At 60.0% G+C, this 18,820-nt stretch carries 14 protein-coding genes and 1 pseudogene; 13 read left to right on the plus strand and 2 right to left on the minus strand.

The window, feature by feature from the left end; all coding sequences use genetic code 11:
* Positions 1-3 precede the first annotated feature (3 nt).
* From PSH57_RS11640 to PSH57_RS11690, 11 genes are all read left to right on the plus strand, one after another.
* Positions 4-1,317: a FliI/YscN family ATPase gene (locus PSH57_RS11640; RefSeq protein ID WP_422766096.1), complete on the plus strand. Its 1,314-nt coding sequence runs from the start codon at positions 4-6 to the stop codon at positions 1,315-1,317.
* Between the two features lie 16 nt (positions 1,318-1,333).
* Complete coding sequence (locus PSH57_RS11645; RefSeq protein WP_305389617.1) at positions 1,334-1,810, plus strand: hypothetical protein; 477 nt, start codon at positions 1,334-1,336, stop codon at positions 1,808-1,810.
* Positions 1,807-2,865, plus strand: coding sequence for a type III secretion system cytoplasmic ring protein SctQ (sctQ, locus tag PSH57_RS11650; protein ID WP_305389618.1), 1,059 nt, complete (start codon positions 1,807-1,809; stop codon positions 2,863-2,865). The genes PSH57_RS11645 and sctQ overlap by 4 nt, the downstream gene beginning before the upstream one ends.
* Positions 2,862-3,521 (plus strand): type III secretion system export apparatus subunit SctR, encoded by a 660-nt coding sequence (gene sctR, locus PSH57_RS11655; protein ID WP_305389619.1) that lies wholly within the window; start codon positions 2,862-2,864, stop codon positions 3,519-3,521. Before sctQ ends, sctR begins: the two co-directional genes overlap by 4 nt.
* Positions 3,521-3,790, plus strand: coding sequence for a type III secretion system export apparatus subunit SctS (gene sctS / locus PSH57_RS11660; RefSeq protein ID WP_122566013.1), 270 nt, complete (start codon positions 3,521-3,523; stop codon positions 3,788-3,790). Before sctR ends, sctS begins: the two co-directional genes overlap by 1 nt.
* 5 nt (positions 3,791-3,795) lie before the next feature.
* Positions 3,796-4,608 carry a type III secretion system export apparatus subunit SctT gene (gene sctT / locus PSH57_RS11665; RefSeq protein WP_305389621.1) on the plus strand — a complete coding sequence of 271 codons (813 nt, stop codon included), beginning with the start codon at positions 3,796-3,798 and terminating at the stop codon, positions 4,606-4,608.
* A 25-nt stretch (positions 4,609-4,633) separates the two neighbouring features.
* Complete coding sequence (locus PSH57_RS11670; protein WP_305389622.1) at positions 4,634-5,680, plus strand: EscU/YscU/HrcU family type III secretion system export apparatus switch protein; 1,047 nt, start codon at positions 4,634-4,636, stop codon at positions 5,678-5,680.
* 146 nt (positions 5,681-5,826) lie between these two features.
* Positions 5,827-8,745, plus strand: a complete 2,919-nt coding sequence (locus PSH57_RS11675) for a type III effector HrpK domain-containing protein (protein ID WP_305389623.1) — start codon at positions 5,827-5,829, stop codon at positions 8,743-8,745.
* A 236-nt stretch (positions 8,746-8,981) separates the two neighbouring features.
* Entirely contained in the window at positions 8,982-9,596 is a 615-nt protein-coding gene (locus PSH57_RS11680; protein WP_305389624.1) for a TetR/AcrR family transcriptional regulator, read from the plus strand.
* A gap of 273 nt (positions 9,597-9,869) precedes the next feature.
* Complete coding sequence (locus tag PSH57_RS11685) at positions 9,870-10,649, plus strand: thioesterase family protein (RefSeq protein WP_305389625.1); 780 nt, start codon at positions 9,870-9,872, stop codon at positions 10,647-10,649.
* Between the two features lie 50 nt (positions 10,650-10,699).
* The gene (locus PSH57_RS11690) at positions 10,700-11,971 is read left to right on the plus strand and encodes an OmpP1/FadL family transporter (RefSeq protein ID WP_305389626.1); all 1,272 of its coding nucleotides are present in this window, start codon (positions 10,700-10,702) and stop codon (positions 11,969-11,971) included.
* 102 nt (positions 11,972-12,073) lie between these two features.
* Here the strand turns inward: PSH57_RS11690 and PSH57_RS11695 are convergent, their stop codons facing one another.
* Together PSH57_RS11695 and PSH57_RS11700 are read right to left on the minus strand one after the other, a co-directional pair.
* Entirely contained in the window at positions 12,074-12,859 is a 786-nt protein-coding gene (locus tag PSH57_RS11695) for an SDR family NAD(P)-dependent oxidoreductase (RefSeq protein WP_305389627.1), read from the minus strand.
* 69 nt (positions 12,860-12,928) lie between these two features.
* Positions 12,929-14,389: pseudogene (locus PSH57_RS11700) on the minus strand (efflux transporter outer membrane subunit).
* 221 nt (positions 14,390-14,610) lie between these two features.
* Between PSH57_RS11700 and PSH57_RS11705 the strand changes: the two are divergent.
* Both PSH57_RS11705 and PSH57_RS11710 read left to right on the plus strand, forming a co-directional pair.
* Positions 14,611-15,720, plus strand: a complete 1,110-nt coding sequence (locus PSH57_RS11705; protein ID WP_305389631.1) for an efflux RND transporter periplasmic adaptor subunit — start codon at positions 14,611-14,613, stop codon at positions 15,718-15,720.
* Positions 15,717-18,797 carry an efflux RND transporter permease subunit gene (locus tag PSH57_RS11710; protein WP_305389632.1) on the plus strand — a complete coding sequence of 1,027 codons (3,081 nt, stop codon included), beginning with the start codon at positions 15,717-15,719 and terminating at the stop codon, positions 18,795-18,797. Before PSH57_RS11705 ends, PSH57_RS11710 begins: the two co-directional genes overlap by 4 nt.
* The last annotated feature ends 23 nt before the right edge of the window (positions 18,798-18,820 follow it).

The raw sequence follows: 18,820 nt of genomic DNA on the forward strand, positions 1-18,820 counted from the left end.
ACAATCCCCCACGACTTGCTGCCGCGCCTGGCCGAACGTCTGGCTAATGCCCGACCGCGTCCCATGAAGGGCACCATCCGCAGCATCCGCGGAGTGCTGCTGCGCGCCAGTGTCGCCGGTGTGCACATTGGGGAACTCTGCCAACTGCGTGAACCCGGCAGCGGCCGCAGCCTGGCTGCCGAAGTCATCGGCTTCGAAGATGACGAGGCGATCCTTTCGCCCATCGGTTCGATGGACGGTCTGTCGACCCGCACCGAAATCATCGCCACCGGCGAAACCCTGGGAGTGAGCGTCGGCGATGCGCAACTGGGCCGGGTTATCAGCCCCATGGGCGAATTTCTCGATGGCAGCCCGCCGCTCGGCGTGCTGCAGCGTTACCCCTTGCATGCCGAACCTCCTGCGCCATTCAGCCGCCAGTTGATCGCCCACCCGATGTCCTTGGGAGTGCGCAGCATCGACGCCATGCTGACTCTGGCCCAGGGACAGCGCATGGGCATCTTCGGTGAGCCGGGGGTAGGCAAGTCGTCATTGCTGGCCAGCATCGTGCGCAATACCAATGCCGATGTGATCGTGATCGCCCTGATCGGGGAGCGAGGCCGTGAAGTGCGTGAGCTGCTTGATGTGCAGATGGGCGCCGAGGCCCGGCGGCGCACCGTTGCCGTGGTCGCCACCTCCGACCGCCCGGCCGCCGAGCGGGTGCGTGCCGCCTTCGTTGCCACGGCACTTGCCGAATACCATCGCGACCAGGGCCGTAACGTGCTGCTGCTGATGGACAGCCTGACCCGTTTTGCCCGAGCCCAGCGCGAAATCGGCCTGGCGGTGGGTGAGCCGCCGACCCGTCGCGGCTATCCACCGTCCTTCTTCTCGGCCTTGCCGCGCTTGCTTGAGCGCGCCGGTCCCGGCGAAACCGGCAGCATCACCGGGTTGTATACCGTGCTCACTGAAGGCGATGCCTCGATGGATCCGGTGGCCGAAGAAACCCGCTCAATCCTCGATGGGCACATCGTGCTCAGCGCCGAACTGGCGCAACGCAACTTCTTCCCGGCGGTGGATGTGCTGCAAAGCCGTAGCCGACTGATGGACCAGGTGTGTGGCGACGAGCAACGCCAACTGGCCATGCGTATGCGCGAGCTGATGGCGCGACGCAACGAGATCGAAATGCTGATCCGGGTCGGCGAATACGCCGCCGGGAGCGACCCGCTGGCCGACGAGGCGATTGAGCGGCATGACGCCATCGAAGCGTTCTTGCGCCAAGGTGCTCACGAGCCAAGCAGCCCTGACGAAACCCTGCAACAGATGCGCAGGGTACTGGCATGACAACCCTGGAGGTCCTATGAAAACCAATGACATGCGCAACCTTCAAGCGTTGCGCCAATTGCGTGAACAACGTGCGTCCAGTCAACTGGTTGCTCAGCAGCAACGCTGCCGGGAAACCCACGTGGCCCTGGACGACGCCAGGGAAAGGCTGCGCTTGCACCGTGAGGCCCTGGCCTGCGAGGCCGAGCGCATTTACGGGTTGATCAGTGGTGGCGTGTCGATCAGTGACTGGCAGGCGGCCCAGCAGCATTTGGAGGTGTTGTACGAGGATGACCAGCGACAGTTGGAAGTCAGCGTCAGCGAAGTGGCCCGCACCCTGGAAGACCATGAGCGCACGCGGGAAGTGTTCCGGGTTGCCTATGTGGCCCGACAACGCCAGGCGCAAGCCTGCGACACCTTGCTTGATGGCCGCGAGCGCTTAGAGCGCCGTGTCGATGAACACCGGTTGGAGGCTGACGAAATTCCTCGCCCTGCCACCGGAGACCGTGCGTGAACTGTCGCCTGGACCCCACCTGGTCCCCCTTTGCCGAGCAACTGAGCTCTTTCGACCCCCGATGGTTGTACCTGCACAATCGCCTGCATCGCATCCGCAAAGCCTGGCATGGCGAATGTGCAGGCCAGGCCATCGGCGTGCGCTGGGGCTCCGTTGCCGAGCCTGACGCGACGACGATTGAGCTGTTGCTTGGGCTGGGCGAGGAGGGCGATGCGGCGGCCATCAGGCTGCACCTGCCAGAGCAGGCGCTGCACGCCTTGGGCATGTCGGTTGCTCTGGACTTTCAAACCTTGCCTGGCGCAATGCTGCTGGAACTGGCCCTGCTGAGCCTGATAGAGCCCTTGGAACGCCTGAGCGGGCAACCGGTCCGTTTCATTGACCGCGCCGACCCTGCCCATGCCGGCCTGGCCGCGCAACCCTGCCCGTTGCACCTTATAACCCAGGTTCAGTTTGACGGCTCGTCCATGTCCGTGGTGCTGCATCTGAGTGCCAAGGCCGGCGAACAGGTTGTGCAGTGGTTCGACCAGCACATAGCGCCGGCCCCCCACGTGCTGCCAGACCTGCGCCTGTGGCTGGCGGTCGAGGCCGGCGAAGCCGACCTGAGCGTTGGCGAGCTGCGCAGCCTCAACCCAGGTGATGTGGTGATGCTCGATCCCTGGCCCACGGCCCAAGTACGACTGGTGCTGAACCGTCGTTTGTCCGCCCGGGCTGGCCAGGACGGCACCACGCTCAAACTGCTTGAAACACTTATGAGCGTCAATTTTTCCGAGGAATTCTCCGTGAGTGAAGCACCCTCTATGAGTGAAACATCTGACGGGCAGAGCCTGGATTCTCGCCTGGACGATTTGCCGTTGAAAATGATTTGCCAGGCCGGCAGCGTCGAGTTGACCCTGGCGCAGTTGCGCGAACTGGGGGAGGGCAGCCTGCTGTCGTTCACCGAACAACGCCAGGACAGCGTGGATCTGATGGTCAACGGGCGTCGCGTCGGGCTGGGGCAACTGGTCAGGATCGGTCCCGGCCTGGGCGTGCGCGTGTTGAGTATCGCCACATCATGAATGGCTACCAGCCCAACCTGATTGAAATCATCGTTGTCGTCGCCACCATCGGCCTGATCCCGCTGGCGGTAGTGACCCTGACCGGTTTCATGAAAATTTCCGTGGTGCTGTTCCTGATTCGCAACGCCCTGGGCGTGCAACAGACACCCCCCAACATGGTGTTGTACGGCATTGCCCTGATCCTGTCGGTTTACGTCACCACGCCGTTGATAGGCGAGATGTATCAGCAGGTGCAGGGCCGCGATCTCAACATCGAGAGTGTCGAGCAGCTCACTGCCTTCGGAGATGCCCTGAGACCGCCGTTACAGACGCATCTTTCGCGCTTCGCCAACGAAAACGAACGCGGCTTTTTCATCCAGGCCACAGAGACCATCTGGTCCCCCGAAGCCCGGGCCGACCTGCGCGACGATGATCTGGTCGTGCTGGTGCCGGCGTTCGTCAGTTCCGAGCTGACCCGCGCGTTCGAAATCGGTTTTCTGCTGTACGTTCCGTTTCTGGTGGTGGATTTGCTGGTGGCCAACGTGTTGATGGCCATGGGCATGTCCATGGTCTCACCGACGCTGATTTCCATACCTCTGAAGCTCTTTCTTTTCGTCGCCTTGAGCGGCTGGTCGCGTTTGATGCATGGCCTGATTCTGAGCTACGGGGTGACGTAATGGGCCAGGACGTATTTCTTTCGTTGATGAACCAGGCGCTGATGACGGTGCTGCTGTTGTCCGCCCCGGCACTGGCTGTCGCGATCATCGTTGGCCTGGGGGTGGGGTTGCTGCAGGCCCTGACCCAGATCCAGGACCAGACCCTGCCGCAGGCGGTCAAGCTGGTGGCGGTGCTGCTGACGATCGTGTTCGTGGGACCGCTACTGGCCAGCCAGGTGCTTGAACTGGGTAACCAGGTGCTGGATAACTTTCCGTTGTGGACGCGCTGAATGGCATGAATATAGAGCTTGCCAACCAGTTCATCGAAGTCGCCTACCCGGTGATCAGCTCGGCGGCGCTTTCCGCAAGCCGAGCCATGGGCGTGGTGGTGATCACCCCGGCCTTCAACCGCCTGGGCCTGACTGGCTTGATTCGCAGCTGCGTGGCGGTGTCCATTGCCATCCCCATGTTCGTTCCGGTGTACGGCGCTTTCACGGCATTGCCCGAACATGGCGGGTTTTTCCTCGCCGGCCTGTTGATCAAGGAGTTTTTGATCGGCATCCTCATCGGCCTGCTGTTCGGCATCCCGTTCTGGGCCGCGGAAGTGGCCGGCGAGTTGGTCGATCTGCAGCGCGGCTCGACCATGGCCCAGTTGGTGGACCCCTTGTCATCGGGCGAGTCCAGTGTCATGGCCACCTTGCTGACGGTGATGCTGATTGCCCTGTTCTTCATGTCCAGCGGTTTCATAATGTTGGTCGACGGCTACTACCACAGCTACCTGTTGTGGCCGGCTACGGCGTTCAGCCCTTTGTTCGCCAGCTCGGCGCTGCTCGCGGTCCTGCAGATCCTCGACCAGGTGACCCGCATCGGCGTGATCATGGTCGGGCCGCTGATCATCTGCATGCTGGTCACTGACCTGATGCTCGCCTACCTGTCGCGCATGGCCCCCAACCTGCACATCTTCGACCTGTCGCTGCCAGTGAAAAATCTGTTTTTCACTATCTTGATGGTGGTCTACATCGGCTTCCTGGTCCCGGTGATGATCGAGCAACTCGGCGAATTCCGCGGCATCGTGGAGTTACTCAAGACCCTGGCAGACTCGGCATGAGCTCCCTTTACCATGGGAAGCACCGATGAGCGATAGCAGCGAAGAAAAATCACAACCGGCCACGGACAAGAAACTTCGCGAAGCGCGCAAGAAAGGCCAGGTGTCCAAGAGCCAGGACCTGGTCTCGGGTATGGTCATCCTGTTCTGCACGCTGTGCATATCGATCATGGTGCCCCGGGCCCAGGCACAGATCACCGCGTTGCTGGACCTAATCGCACTGATCTACATCGAACCCTTCCACAGCGTCTGGCCACGGGTGCTGGACACCGCCGAACAATTGCTGATCAACCTCACCTTGCCCGTGGTAGCGGTGACCGTGGGGACGGTGGTCCTGACCAACATCATCACCATGCGCGGCGTGGTGTTCTCGGTCGAACCTATCAAGCCGGACATTAAACGCATCAACCCGATCGAAGGCTTTAAACGCATATTTTCGATGCGCAGCTTCGTCGAGTTTCTCAAGGGCGTGGTCAAGGTCGTACTGCTGGGAGTGGCGTTTTACGTAGTCGGGCGCGGAGCGTTGCAGGCGCTGATGGAATCATCGCGTTGCGGCGCCGGCTGCATCGAGTCGACCTTCTATCTGGTGCTTAAGCCTCTGGTATTCACGGTACTGGCTGCCTTCTTGCTGGTCGGCGCGGCAGACGTATTGATGCAACGCTGGTTATTCGGCCGCGATATGAAAATGACCCGCAGCGAACAGAAGCGCGAACGCAAGGACAGCGACGGCGACCCAATGATCAAGCAGGAACGCCAGCGCCAGCGCCGCGAAATGCAAGCCCTGGCTACCAAACTGGGCGTGAGCCGTGCATCGCTGATGGTCGGGTCCGCCAGCGGTTGGGTGGTGGGCATACGCTACGTGCGCGGTGAAACCCCGGTGCCAGTGGTGGTGTGCAAGGCCGAGCTCGACGAGGCGGCGCAGATGCTCGCGCAGGCCACGGGCCTCGGGATCGCCCATAGCCTTGACACTGCCCTGGCCAGGGAAATCGCCCGACGGGCAGTGCCGGGGGACCCGGTGCCGGACAATACCTTCCAGGCCGTGGCGGATATCCTGGTGGCAGCGCGGTTGATTTGAGGGTGGCTGCAGGGGGCGGTACAAACGTGGCTCCAGGCGTACACCTGCTCGTCGTATCCGCCCGGCCAAGTCATCCCCCTGTAATGTTCAACGGTAACAGTTGAACCCCCTAGCGCTATCGGCGTCATGATCAGGAGGATGTCCCCTTGCGAATCGACAGCAATGCCCGCCCCGCAGATAACCAATTCCCTGATTCTGAAGCCGGTCAGCGCTTTGAGAAAATGCTTGGCGCGGCCCGCAAGCACGTCAGCGATAAAAAGTCTGACCTGCACGGTGCGGTAGAGAAGGCGGTGCGAGAAGCGGCTGGCACCTTGGCCGAAGCGCTGAAGCAGCAACATGGACGCACGCTGCGCAACGACGAAACCGTACCGCTCGAGGATCTCGAGAACCTCACGGCATGGCTGGTAAATGACGAGGTGGTGGCCTACACAGCCCGGGACAAAGAGGGCAATGAAATCACTATCAGCAAGGAAGCGACGCCTGATTACTTCGACAAGGTTGATGCGTTGCAAAAGGGCAACGACGAAGGCTTTGCATTGCGCGGCGATGGCGCACTTCTATCAGCAGAAGAACTGGCGGGCGCAGACATCTTGCCCCCGGATGAACACACTGGCTTTATCCGCCTGACCATCAATGGCGAAAAGATCAATGTCTCGAAGGATGTGACGCCCGAGCTCTACAACCAGCTAGTCTGGAAACAGGAAGGCTACCAGAGCAAGTTTTACGAGCAGAACAGCGAGATCATCGAAACGGTCCGTGATCGATGGGACGACTGGAATGGCTCCGACAGTATTGTCAGTGATAAGGATTTGAGGAAGTACGCTGTCGATGAAAATCGAAGCGCGCAAGAGCGCGAGGCGGCGCAGTTCCTGCTCGATAACAAAGGGTTTTTTGACCTGCTGGATACCAAGGCACACAACAACAAGGCCGACGGCAAAATCAGCAGCAACGATCTGAATGCGTGGCTACGCCCTGTTGCTGTCAAAGCCGACGACATCGGCGCCTATCACGACTTTCTGAAAGCTTCCCCGAATGCTGACGCAACCTCCCTGGAGCTTGCGAAGCATTCTGCGCTGCTGCTGGAGAACTTTGACGAGATCAGCGATCGGACCGATAGCGGTAAACACCTGTCGCGCGAGGCCTTGCAGAAATACCTGGATGAAAACCCGAACATCAGCGATGACTTGAAGCAAGCCCTGACTTTTTGGTCGCAGACGGGGGCGTTCGAAATGCTCGAAACCGCTGGCAAACCATTGGAGAGCAGACCTGATGGAAAGCTCGGCAAGAACGATATCCAAAACTGGCTGAAGAACACCAGCCCCAAGACCTCTGGGGACGCTTTGCTATTCCTTAACCAGGTAGCGAATGCCAACTCGGTCTCCGGCATCGATACCAGTGACCTGGGCAAGGACGTCTTCGAAAATCCAGGAAACTATTCCGTCGAGCAGCGGGCTGCGGTGTTACAGGATCTGCTCAAGGCGCAACAGTTGATCATCGACGGTGCGGCTGCAGGTATGTGGAGTGATGACTACGGCAAGGTGTCCATCGCCAACGCTGTTCGCAGCCATCCAGATCCCAACAGGCTGCTTGCCGATGTCAACAGCCACATTGAGCAGCTACAAAGTGATCCCGAGGTGGTCAAGTTTCTTAACGAAACCACCTCGACGCAGATGGCCAATCTATTTGAGGCAGTTCCTGGCCTAAAGGATTCGGTGCAAAAAAACTACGAAGACATCAAGTCCGGTGCAGCTCTTGATGCGCTATGGGACAAGCATACAAAAGACGGCAGCACCGACCAACAGGCGGTGCTGGCCGAATACTTCTCGACGGCAACGCTTTATCAGGAAGCGCTCGGCATCAATGATCGGGCAGAAATTCAGAAGGGGCTCGCTGCCTCTCAGCATGCCCAGGCGTTCCAGGATTATTACGAGCAGTCGCTTGTTTCCGGGACGCGACTGGAAGAACTGATGAAAACGGGCACCTTCGAAGAAGCGGTCGGCACCTTCTCCGCGGAGGTCGCGCTCTACAACGCGGCGCTGGATCCCAGCGTCACCGCAGGTTTAGACCCGCAGTTGAACGACAATTTCAGCCGGATCGGGCGCGACAACGCCATGAAAGACGGCACCTTCGAGGATGTCAAGCAAGCCCTGGGTATCAATGGCGGTGACGAGCTTGACGAGGCAAAAGTCAGGACGATGGCCGAGACGCTTATCCAGTCCAATCCAGAACTCGTGACCAATCCGGATGGCACCGTCGCAACGGCCGATCAGATCGTCGCGGGTATCCGTTCGAATTGGGACATCCTGCGCCAAGGCACCAAGTCGCTTTCGGAATTGAAGTCGTCCTGGCTCAACCCCGACCTCAAGAACTTGTCTGACAAAGGGGTACTGCATGGCGTGAGCGGCATCTTCATGGCTGGCGTGACGATCGCCAAAGGCGCTCAGAATGGCGCAAACCTGACCGAACGAAACATCATAGACATCACCACCGGATCGGTCATGACGACGACCCTGCTCACCGAGGGTGGTGCCAAGAACCTGAAAAGCTACCTGAAAAACAAAGGAAACATTGATCTTGACCCGAAAATCAGAGCCTTTTTCGACGACCCCATAAAATCTCTCACTGGCACTGCCGACAAGTTTGAAAGCGGTGCCAAGGGTATCGGCGGTTTGGCCGGCATAGTTGCGGGTGCGTACGGAATCTTTGATGGGGTTCAGTCGATTCGCAAGGGCGACCTCGTCAGTGGTGGTATCAGCATCACTTCAGGTGCACTGGCGACATTGTCGGGCCTGGCATCGGCGATAGAGGGCGGCGCAGGCCTTTTTGGCAATCTGGCAGTCAGGGCGGCGATGGCCCCGCTGGCTGGAGTCCTCGGCACCGTGGCTGCGGGCGTCGGCGCGGTTGCGCTCTTGCTTCCGGGCCTTATTGCGGAGGGCAAGCGACAGACTCAGCAAGACCACTTCGGCGACCTGCTCGGCGGCTATCTGACACAGTACGAAATCGATGGCGTGGAGGGCGGTGATATCTACGACGTTCCCGACGAGGATTGGCCGCAAACCGACTGAGGCCTGTCCCAAGCTTGCCAGGTGCGCTCTGCCCTCCACCGGAATCCCGTACCGGATAGGGGAGGTCAATCAATCCCTGCTCGGTCAGCTTGCAGCCCCTGCCGTCGATGGGCGCGAACTCTACCGAATATCAGTGTTCAGGTGCGGTGTCGATGGTTTCATAATCGTCAGGTGGTGACTTAATTACGATTAAGTCACAAGTTGTCAACCGCCTTTGAGGTGAGTAAGCTGATTGCATGAACCAGCCAATATCCCCCAGCGTCCGTGGCCCAGTCGACCATGACATCCGAGACCAAATCGTCGCGGCGGCCAATGAACATTTCAGTCAATACGGTTACGGCAAGACCACGGTGTCCGACCTGGCTAAGGCCATCGGGTTTTCCAAGGCTTACATCTACAAGTTCTTTGATTCCAAGCAGGCAATCGGCGAAGCCATTTGCAAAAATTGTCTGGCGCAAATCGTTGCCGCCGTGGAGCAGGCCATCAAGGTGGAAGGCCTCTCAGCCACGGAACGCTTTAGACGCATGGTCAAAACACTGATGGTCACGGGCGCGGACCTGTTCTTCAACGACCGCAAGCTTTACGACATCGCCGCGTTCTCGGCCTCGGAACGTTGGCCAAGCTCGCAGGTTTATAATGCCCAGATCAAAAACTTTGTTTTGCAGATCGTACGAGAGGGGCGGGAACTCGGTGAGTTCGAGCGCAGGACGCCACTGGACGAGACGGTAGACGCGATACATCTGGCGCTCCAGCCTTTCGTCAATCCTTTGCTGTTGCAGTACAACCTCGATCGCATCGAGGATGCCCCCACGCTCACCTCCAATCTCATCCTGCGTAGCCTCATGCCCTGAGTTTGGGCTGAGGACTGCATGCCGTTGCAACCTATCGCCGCGTCGTCCCTTTGATTTCACCCTCTGACTGAAGGTATTCATTTGCCTGAATTGTGACTATTGACTTAAATGGTCACTTGAATAAGTATGACGCATCTGTCCTCGAGCGATCGCCATGCTTCAGCGCCGCCGCAGACCTGCGCTTTTCTTCAGGTCAGGTTTTCTGACTTTGGGAGCGACGCCTGCGTGCTGCTTCGTGGGGATCACTATCAGTCAGTTCAGGGGAGCGTTGATATGACCAGCTTTGCCCAGATGCTGCAGCAATTTGATCCGGACTCACCTTTTGTTGCACCCCCCAACTGGCTACAGGGGCGCACGGTCTTTGGCGGCCTGTCTGCGGCGCTGTCGCTGCAAGCGGTTTTGCGTGAGTGCCCGACAGATTTTCCTCCGTTCAAGTCCGCCCAGGTGTCGTTCATTGGTCCTGTCACACAGGCCCAGACATTCGAAGCCAGCGTGTTGCGCCAAGGGCGATCAGTCACCTCGGTAGCGGTCGACTGTATGTCGGGCGATGACCTCGCGCTGCGTACGACGCTGTTATTCGCTCAGCCGCGTGCGAGCAAAATCACCCACAACTCATGGGGAAGACCGCTTGTAGAGGGGCCATCCAGATACCCCGCGCTGGTTCTGGATCGCAACGTCGCACCGGCTTGCGCCCATAACTTCGAGATGCGCGCGGCGGGCGGTTCACTGCCAGTATCGGGCGCAGAAAATCCCGAACTCTTGATGTGGGTGCGCCACCTGGATGCGCAGGGCGTGGACCCGGCCGTCGCCTTGGTTGCGCTTGCTGACAGTTTGCCGCCGGCCGCCATGACCTGCTTCACCGAGCCCGCCGCCATCAGCTCTGCGTCCTGGATGATTGATCTACCGCAGCCGGCCGTTGTGGGGGAGTGGTTCCTGATCAGTTCTTTCAGCCAGCAGGCTCTGGAGGGTTACTCATTACAAGATATGGAAATCTGGGACGAAAGCGGTCGACGAGTGCTTTGGGCGCGCCAGACCGTGGCAATTTTCACATAACAAAACCACCCGCTCCATTCACCTCAGCTGCTGCTGTAAGAGTTCTAATAATGAAAAAAATATGGCTCAAGACCCCGCTAGGTCTCGCTGTTGCGCTCGCAACTTCTCATGTGCTTGCGAGCGGTTTCGCGCTTAATGAGCAAAGCATCAGTGGGATGGGATCCGGATTTGCCGGTCGCTCGTCTTCTGCTGAAGATGCGAGCACCGTTTTTGGTAATCCGGCGGGCATGTCTCGCTTGAAGAGGGAGCAGGTCAGTCTGGGGGCGGCGACGCTTTTCGCCAAATCCGACATCAGCCAGACTCGCAGCACCTTCGGTGGCCAGGAGGACGGCGATATGGTGCCAACGACCACGGTGCCGATGGGTTACTACGTCAAACCCATTGATGAGCACTGGGCGTTCGGTGTTGGTTTTTATGTTCCTTTCGGGCTGATTACCGACTATGGCAGCGGTTTTGCCGGGCGTTATTACGCCAACAAAAGCGAGGTCACGACCCTTACGTTCCAGCCCACTATCAGCTATGCCTTTAACGACAAAGTGTCGATCGGATTCGGTCCTACCATCAACCGTATCAGCGGTGAGTTGTCCGGGATGGTGCCCAATCCACTCAGCCCTGGGCGCAATGATGGAAAACTCAAAAGCACCGGCGACGACACGGCCCTGGGTTTCAACGCGGGGATCCTGGTGCAGGCTACAGACCGAACCCGCTTCGGTCTGACGTACCATTCCAAAGTCAGTTACCACTTGGACGCCAAGACCAAGGTTACTGGCGGAGTCTTTAGCTTGCTGGGAGTCAGCGGCCAGAGCTATGACGCTTCGCTGGATGTGGATACACCGGAGTCGGTGGACTTCTCGGCGACTCATCAGCTCAACGATGACTGGACGCTTTATGCGGGGAGCACCTGGACACGCTGGAGTCGCTTCAAGGAGCTGGTCATCCAGAACTCGGGTTTGCCTCCGTTGCTCAGTGGTTCGCTGGGCACCGTTACCGAAGAGCAGAACTGGCATGATACGTGGGCTCACGCCATCGGTACGGCGTACCGGTTGAACAACCAGTGGGTGCTTCGCGCAGGCTTGTCGGTCGACCAGTCGCCCGCCAACAACACCGACCGCGGGCCACGTATTCCCACGGGCGACCGGACGGTGATCAGCTTCGGTGCAGGCTGGACGCCGGTGGACGATGTCACGATCGACGTTGCTTATTCTTATCTGTGGGAAGAGAGCGTGCAGGTCAATCACACCTCAGCGACCCGGGGCGCCTACAGCTCCACGTATAAGAACAGTGCCAGCGGCCTCGGTGCTTCTGTCAGCTATCGCTTCTGAGTAATCGCCGCTCTACGATAACGAAAAGGCCGGAAGCACCTGTTGCCTCCGGCCTTTTAGTACGCATTCCTTTCCATTCGGGAAGGCCTCTACGTCGTTGACTCAGACGCCCATCACGTGCGCCATGATGCCTTGGTGAAACCGGCGAGGCGTGGCCCAGGTCAAGACCGTAATCGCTTTGTTGCCAAAGCCTGGTACGACACTCATGCGTCCGGCCTGCAGCGCACGGATTCCCGCAGCGACAACAGGCTGGGGCTGCATCATCACCATTTTCAGGGCCGGTGTGAGCTTTTGCCTGGCGCTTTGTGCAAATCCGGTGTCCGACATCCCTGGGCAAAGTGCGGTCACGACGACGCCGTCGCTTTTGAGTTCACGATGAAGCGCGTCAGAGAAGCGCAGCACATAGGCCTTCGCGGCAGAGTAAACGGCGAAACTCTTCACACCCTGGAAGGCCAGCAGGCTTGCAACCATCAGGATATGTCCGCGTTTCCGGGCTCGCATGTCGGTCGCGAAGAGGCGCGTCAGGGCTGTCAGGCTGGAGATGTCCAAATCGATCATGCCCAGGGATTGTTCTACGGGTTGATCCAGGAAGGGCCCCTGCAAGCCGTGACCGGCATTGTTGATGAGCACATCGATCACGACACCACGCTCGCTCAGTCGCTGATGCAGTTCGATGATCGCCGGAATCGAGGACAGGTCGACTTGCTCGACGAGCACCTCAACACCGAAGCGTTCGCGTAACTGCGCCGACAACACTTGGAGTTTATCCAGTCTGCGCGCTACCAGGACCAGCGATTTTCCTTGTGCGGCGTACTGCCGGGCAAACTCCTCGCCAAATCCGCTCGACGCGCCCGTGATGAGCACCCAAGAATTATCGTTCGTTTTCATATCGCTGTTCTCTGCTGGTTGTAGCTTAAGGAGGAGGGCGCGCAGGCAGTGCCACGTCACCTGGTTACGTCATCGACTTGCCACAGGCTCGGCATGAGAAGGCTGCCAGCCACCGCCCAGTGCCCTGAACGTTGCGATCGCCGCCCGTGCCGATTCGGTTCGCGCTTGCGCTCGAGCATCAGAAGCCTGCAGCAGTGTTTCGTCGGCTTGCAGGACGTCGATGAGGCTAGCGCTGCCTTTCTCATAGGCAATGAATGAGGATTGACGAGCCTGAGCCAGCGCCGTCTCTGCTGCGGTGAGGGTGGTTGCCTGGGCTTCGCGATTGACCAGCGCGGAGAACGCGTTCTCGACATCCTCGCTGGCACGCAGTGCGGACTGGCGATAAGCGGCCAGGGCCTCAGCTTCCTGTCCCTTGGCTTGATCGATCTGTGCGTTGATACGGCCAAAGTCGAAGAGCCTCCAGCGCAGTCCCAATACCCCCGCCGACTGGCTGGCGCCGCCGGTGAAAAGGTTGCCGGCGGATACGGCGGTGGCGCTACCGAGCAGGGCGCTGAGGGAGAATTTTGGATAGTACTCGGCAACGGCCTCTGCGACGCGTGCATTGGCGGCCGCTAGACGGCGCTCGGCCACGATGAGATCGGGGCCGGCGCCGCAGCAGATCGGCGGGCGTTCCCATGGCGGTTATCTGGGGTGCCAGAGGAATGCTTCGCGCATTGGCCAGTTGTGTGCGATGCGTGCCGGGCGGCGTGCCGAGCATGATGTCCAGGGCGTTCATCGCAGCATCCAGGCCGATTTGTAGGACCGGCACTGTTGCTTGGACCTGTGCCAAGGCGCCTTCGGTCTGACGAACCTGATAGCTGGCGGCAAGGCCCTTGCTGTAGAGCAGTTGTACCTTCTCCAGCAGTTGCTGCTGAGTTTTGACCTGTTGCTTCGCAATGCCCAGGCGGGCCTGCAATCCGCGGACAGTGATGTAGATGTCGGCGGTCTGCGCAGCGACGGCAGGCGGGTGGCCGCGACGCCCGCTTCGGATGCCTGGTACTCGGCCAGGGCGGCCTCGCGTGACCGGCGCAGGCTGCCAAACAAATCGATCTCCCAGCTGGCCCCGAGGTTGAGTTCGTAAGCGCTTCCATACCGATCATAGCCAGGCGTTGCATTCAGCACCTGGCCGAGTGGAGTTTCGACTGACTGATAGGCGCGCGCGGCCTGGCCGTTGATATAGCCCGAGGGCAGCAAAGCGGCATTGGCCGCACCCAGGCCGGCCCGCGCCTGCGCGACTCGCGCCGAGGCCTGCGCCAAGTCCAGGTTCTGCTCAAACGCCTTGGTGACGAATTCGATCAGCGTTGGGTCATCAAAGCCTTCCCACCAAGCGACGAGACTGGCTGGCATCGCCGCGGATCGCTGTTCGACAGAGGACTGACCGAGGAAACGGTCCGAAAGCGCAGTGTCCGGACGGTGATAGTCCGGACCAACCGCGCAGCCTGCCATCATGCTGGCACTCAGTATCAGAGCAGCGGGGTGGAGTGGCGACATGGAGATTCCTGAAGTGGAGATTGGTGTGTGACCATATTATATATTGGTCACTTTCTGTCAATCGACTCCTCATGGCTGGTGCCATTGGTGGGGGTTAAGGTCGTAATAGGTACTGGGAGAATTGCAATGTAGTTAATGGTTACAATGGTTGTGACCATTGACAGTATTGGTCACGCGCCAGAGAATGTGACACCTGTTTCTATTCTTCAAGTAGGGAATCTATGCGCCGGCTTCGCCCTGTCACCCTTGCCGCTTGCTTGTTGCCTCTCGTCCTGACGGCGTGTGGCGAGTCTTCCTCCGCCAAAGATCCGCGCACGCTCGCCCCTTTGGTGAGGGTCTCTGAAGTTCAGGATTCGTCCGGCCTCTCGCGTTCATTCACCGGTGTTGTGGCGGTTCGGGTCCAGAGTGACCTGGGTTTCCGAGTGTCAGGCAAGGTGCTTGAGCGTCTGGTCGATGCCGGTCAGACCGTTAAGCGGGGTCAGCCGCTCATGCGTCTGGACCCCATCGACTTGGGGTTGCAAGCACGAGCGCAGCAAGAGGCTGTCGCTGCCGCCAAAGCCCGGGCCAAGCAGACCGCAGATGACGAGGCTCGTTATCGTGATCTGGTGGCCGCAGGCGCCATTTCCGCATCGGGCTACGATCAGATCAAAGCCGCAGCCGATACCGCGAAGGCGCAACTGAGCGCCGCGCAAGCTCAGGCTGACGTGGCCCGCAATGCGTCGGGCTATGCCGTACTGCTGGCGGACGCCGATGGCGTTGTCATGGAGACGCTCGCCGAACCCGGGCAGGTGGTCAGCCCTGGGCAGCCGGTGGTTCGACTGGCACGGGCCGGTCAGCGCGAAGCCGTCGTGCAATTGCCAGAAACCTTGCGTCCGGCCTCAGGGTCCACCGCGCAGGCGACGCTTTATGGCAACACCTCGGCTGCTGTCACGGCGAAGCTGAGGCTGCTCTCGGATTCGGCTGACCGCGTGACGCGCACCTTTGAGGCGCGCTATGTGCTTGAGGGTGCGCTGGCCAATGCGCCGCTGGGTTCGACCGTCACCCTTCGGATCGCCGAAGACGCCGCGCAAGGGCCGGTCCTGCAAGTTCCGATCGCTGCCCTCTATGACCCGGGCAAGGGAACCGGTGTGTGGGTCATTGCCGGCGAACCGGCGAAAGTCAGCTGGCGACCTGTTCAGGTCCTGGGCTTGAGCGACGACGCTGCCCGAGTTGCAGGGGAGCTCAAGGTTGGCGAGCGCATTGTCGCGCTGGGCGCGCATCTACTGCGCGATGGTGAGGAAGTGCGGCTGAGCCCACAGGGTGACGTGAAGGTTGCCGGGAGCCGTCAATGATCCTCAATTTATCGGCGCTCGCAGTTCGCGAGCGCTCCATTACGGTGTTCCTGATCTTCCTGATTGCCGTCGCCGGTACCTTGGCGTTCTTCCAGTTGGGGCGTGCCGAGGACCCGCCGTTTACGGTCAAGCAGTTGACCGTCATCACTGCTTGGCCGGGCGCGACCGCCCAGCAGATGCAGGACCAAGTCGCCGAGCCGCTTGAAAAACGCCTGCAAGAACTGAAATGGTACGACCGCTCGGAAACCTACACCCGTCCAGGTCTGGCTTTCACCATGGTGTCACTGGTCGACCGCACGCCGCCCTCGCAAGTGCAGGAGGAGTTCTATCAGGCGCGCAAAAAACTCGACGATGAGGCCACCCGGCTGCCGGCGGGCGTCATCGGGCCGATGGTCAACGACGAGTTTGCCGATGTGACATTCGCGCTGTTCGCCCTCAAGGCCAAAGGCGAGCCGCAGCGATTGCTGGTGCGTGATGCTGAGTCGTTGCGCCAACGCCTGTTGCACGTTGCGGGCGTGAAGAAGGTCAACATCATCGGTGAGCAGGCCGAGCGAATCTATGTGTCGTTCTCCCATGATCGCTTGGCCACCCTGGGCGTCTCGCCCCAGGAGATCTTCGCCGCGCTAAACGGCCAGAATCTGCTCACGCCTGCTGGCTCGATCGAAACCAGTGGGCCGCAAGTCGTCCTGCGGGTGGATGGCGCCTTCGATAAGTTGGCGAAAATCCGCGATACACCGCTTGCGATCCAGGGGCGCACGCTGAAGCTCTCTGACGTCGCGACGGTCGAGCGCGGCTATGAAGATCCGGCTACTTTCCTGGTGCGCAATAACGGCGAAGAGGCCCTGCTGCTGGGGGTCATAATGCGCGAGGGCTGGAACGGCCTGGACCTGGGCAAGGCACTGGACGCGGAGACGACCAGGATCAATGAAGGCATGCCACTGGGCATGACGCTGACCAAGGTCACTGATCAAGCCGTGAACATTGACTCGGCCGTTGGTGAGTTCATGGTCAAGTTTTTTGTCGCGCTGCTGGTTGTCATGCTCGTTTGCTTTCTCAGCATGGGCTGGCGTGTAGGCGTTGTGGTCGCTGCCGCCGTACCGTTGACACTGGCGATAGTGTTTGTGGTGATGGCGGCCACCGGCAAGAACTTCGACCGGATCACCCTGGGTTCGCTGATCCTGGCGCTCGGGTTGTTGGTGGACGACGCGATCATCGCGATCGAGATGATGGTGGTGAAAATGGAGGAGGGCTACGACCGGATCAAAGCCTCCGCCTATGCCTGGAGCCACACTGCCGCGCCGATGCTGTCCGGTACGCTGGTGACGGCGATTGGCTTCATGCCCAACGGCTTTGCGCAATCGACCGCCGGCGAATACACCAGCAACATGTTCTGGATCGTCGGCATCGCCCTGATCGCCTCCTGGGTGGTCGCGGTGGCTTTTACCCCTTATCTTGGGGTGAAGCTATTGCCGGACATCAAGCCGGTCGAGGGCGGTCACGCGGCCATCTACAACACGCGTCATTACAATCGCTTTCGCCGGATTCTGACCCGTGTCATCGCGCGCAAATGGTGGGTGGCTGGCACCGTGGTCGCGACATTTGTCGTGGCGATTCTCGGCATGGGCCTGGTCAAGAAGCAATTCTTTCCGACCTCAGACCGACCCGAGGTGATGGTCGAGGTGCAGATGCCCTATGGAACCTCCATCGAGCAGACCAGCGCCGCCACTGCCAAGGTCGAGGCCTGGTTGCAAATGCAGGATGAGGCGAAAATTGTCACCGCCTATATCGGTCAAGGTGCGCCTCGCTTCTACCTGGCGATGGCGCCAGAGCTCCCTGACCCGTCCTTCGCCAAGATTGTGGTACTGACCGACAGCCAGGAAGCCCGTGAAACCCTCAAGTTCCGTCTTCGCGAAGCAGTCGCCGAAGGGCTCGCCCCGCAGGCGCGGGTACGTGTGACTCAACTGGTGTTTGGTCCGTATTCGCCATTCCCCGTGGCCTACCGGGTCATGGGCCCCGACCCGTCAACGTTGCGCGAGATCGCCGGCCGGGTACAAGACGTCATGCAAGCGAGCCCGATGATGCGGACCGTCAATACCGACTGGGGGCCACTGACGCCGACGCTGCATTTCAGTCTGGATCAAGATCGTTTGCAGGCGGTGGGACTGACCTCTAATTCCGTCGCCCAGCAGTTGCAGTTCCTGCTCACGGGGGTGCCGATTACGGCGGTTCGCGAGGACATCCGTTCGGTGCAGGTGGTCGGCCGCGCTGCGGGCGATATTCGACTCGATCCCGCCAAGATAGAGGGCTTTACCCTGGTGGGCACGGCGGGGCAGCGTATTCCGCTGTCCCAGGTCGGCGAGGTGGATGTGCGCATGGAGGACCCGATCCTGCGGCGGCGTGATCGCACGCCGACCATGACCGTGCGCGGCGACATTGCCGAAGACTTGCAGCCGCCAGACGTATCGAGCGCGATCATCAAGCAATTGCAGCCGATCATCGACAGCCTTCCTGACGGGTACCGGATCGAGCAGGCCGGGGCCATCGAGGAGTCGGGCAAGGCCGGTCAGGCGATCGTGCCGCTGCTGCCGATCATGGTTGCCCTGACGCTGCTGATTATCATCCTCCAGGTACGCTCGGTCTCGGCGATGGTCATGGTGTTCTTCACCGCGCCGCTGGGATTGATTGGTGTGGTGCCGACCTTGCTGATCTTCCAGCAGCCGTTTGGTATCAACGCCCTGGTCGGCCTGATCGCGCTCTCGGGCATTTTGATGCGCAATACGCTGATTTTGATTGGGCAAATCCACCACAACGCGCAAGAAGGGCTGGATCCGTTTCACGCGGTGATCGAGGCCACCGTGCAACGGGCCCGACCGGTGCTGCTGACGGCGCTGGCGGCCATCCTGGCATTCATCCCCCTGACACATTCCGTCTTCTGGGGGACGCTGGCCTACACACTGATCGGAGGGACCTTCGTCGGCACCATCATGACGCTGGTGTTTCTGCCGGCGATGTATTCCATCTGGTTCAAGATCCATCCTGACAAACAGGTCCAAACTGAAACAGCGGGGCTGGCGTAAGTCAGCAAGTGCATGCTGCTGTC

The sequence above is a fragment of the Pseudomonas hefeiensis genome (assembly GCF_030687835.1).
Lineage (GTDB): Bacteria > Pseudomonadota > Gammaproteobacteria > Pseudomonadales > Pseudomonadaceae > Aquipseudomonas > Aquipseudomonas hefeiensis.

What these genes read in the sequence shown, in the direction of transcription:
- PSH57_RS11645 (WP_305389617.1), top strand. Translation starts at nt 1,334, where the DNA reads ATGAAAACCAATGACATGCGCAACCTTCAAGCGTTGCGCCAATTGCGT.
- sctR (WP_305389619.1), top strand. Translation starts at nt 2,862, where the DNA reads ATGAATGGCTACCAGCCCAACCTGATTGAAATCATCGTTGTCGTCGCC.
- sctS (WP_122566013.1), top strand. Translation starts at nt 3,521, where the DNA reads ATGGGCCAGGACGTATTTCTTTCGTTGATGAACCAGGCGCTGATGACG.
- sctT (WP_305389621.1), top strand. Translation starts at nt 3,796, where the DNA reads ATGAATATAGAGCTTGCCAACCAGTTCATCGAAGTCGCCTACCCGGTG.
- PSH57_RS11670 (WP_305389622.1), top strand. Translation starts at nt 4,634, where the DNA reads ATGAGCGATAGCAGCGAAGAAAAATCACAACCGGCCACGGACAAGAAA.
- PSH57_RS11680 (WP_305389624.1), top strand. Translation starts at nt 8,982, where the DNA reads ATGAACCAGCCAATATCCCCCAGCGTCCGTGGCCCAGTCGACCATGAC.
- PSH57_RS11685 (WP_305389625.1), top strand. Translation starts at nt 9,870, where the DNA reads ATGACCAGCTTTGCCCAGATGCTGCAGCAATTTGATCCGGACTCACCT.
- PSH57_RS11690 (WP_305389626.1), top strand. Translation starts at nt 10,700, where the DNA reads ATGAAAAAAATATGGCTCAAGACCCCGCTAGGTCTCGCTGTTGCGCTC.
- PSH57_RS11695 (WP_305389627.1), bottom strand. Translation starts at nt 12,859, where the DNA reads ATGAAAACGAACGATAATTCTTGGGTGCTCATCACGGGCGCGTCGAGC.
- PSH57_RS11705 (WP_305389631.1), top strand. Translation starts at nt 14,611, where the DNA reads ATGCGCCGGCTTCGCCCTGTCACCCTTGCCGCTTGCTTGTTGCCTCTC.
- PSH57_RS11710 (WP_305389632.1), top strand. Translation starts at nt 15,717, where the DNA reads ATGATCCTCAATTTATCGGCGCTCGCAGTTCGCGAGCGCTCCATTACG.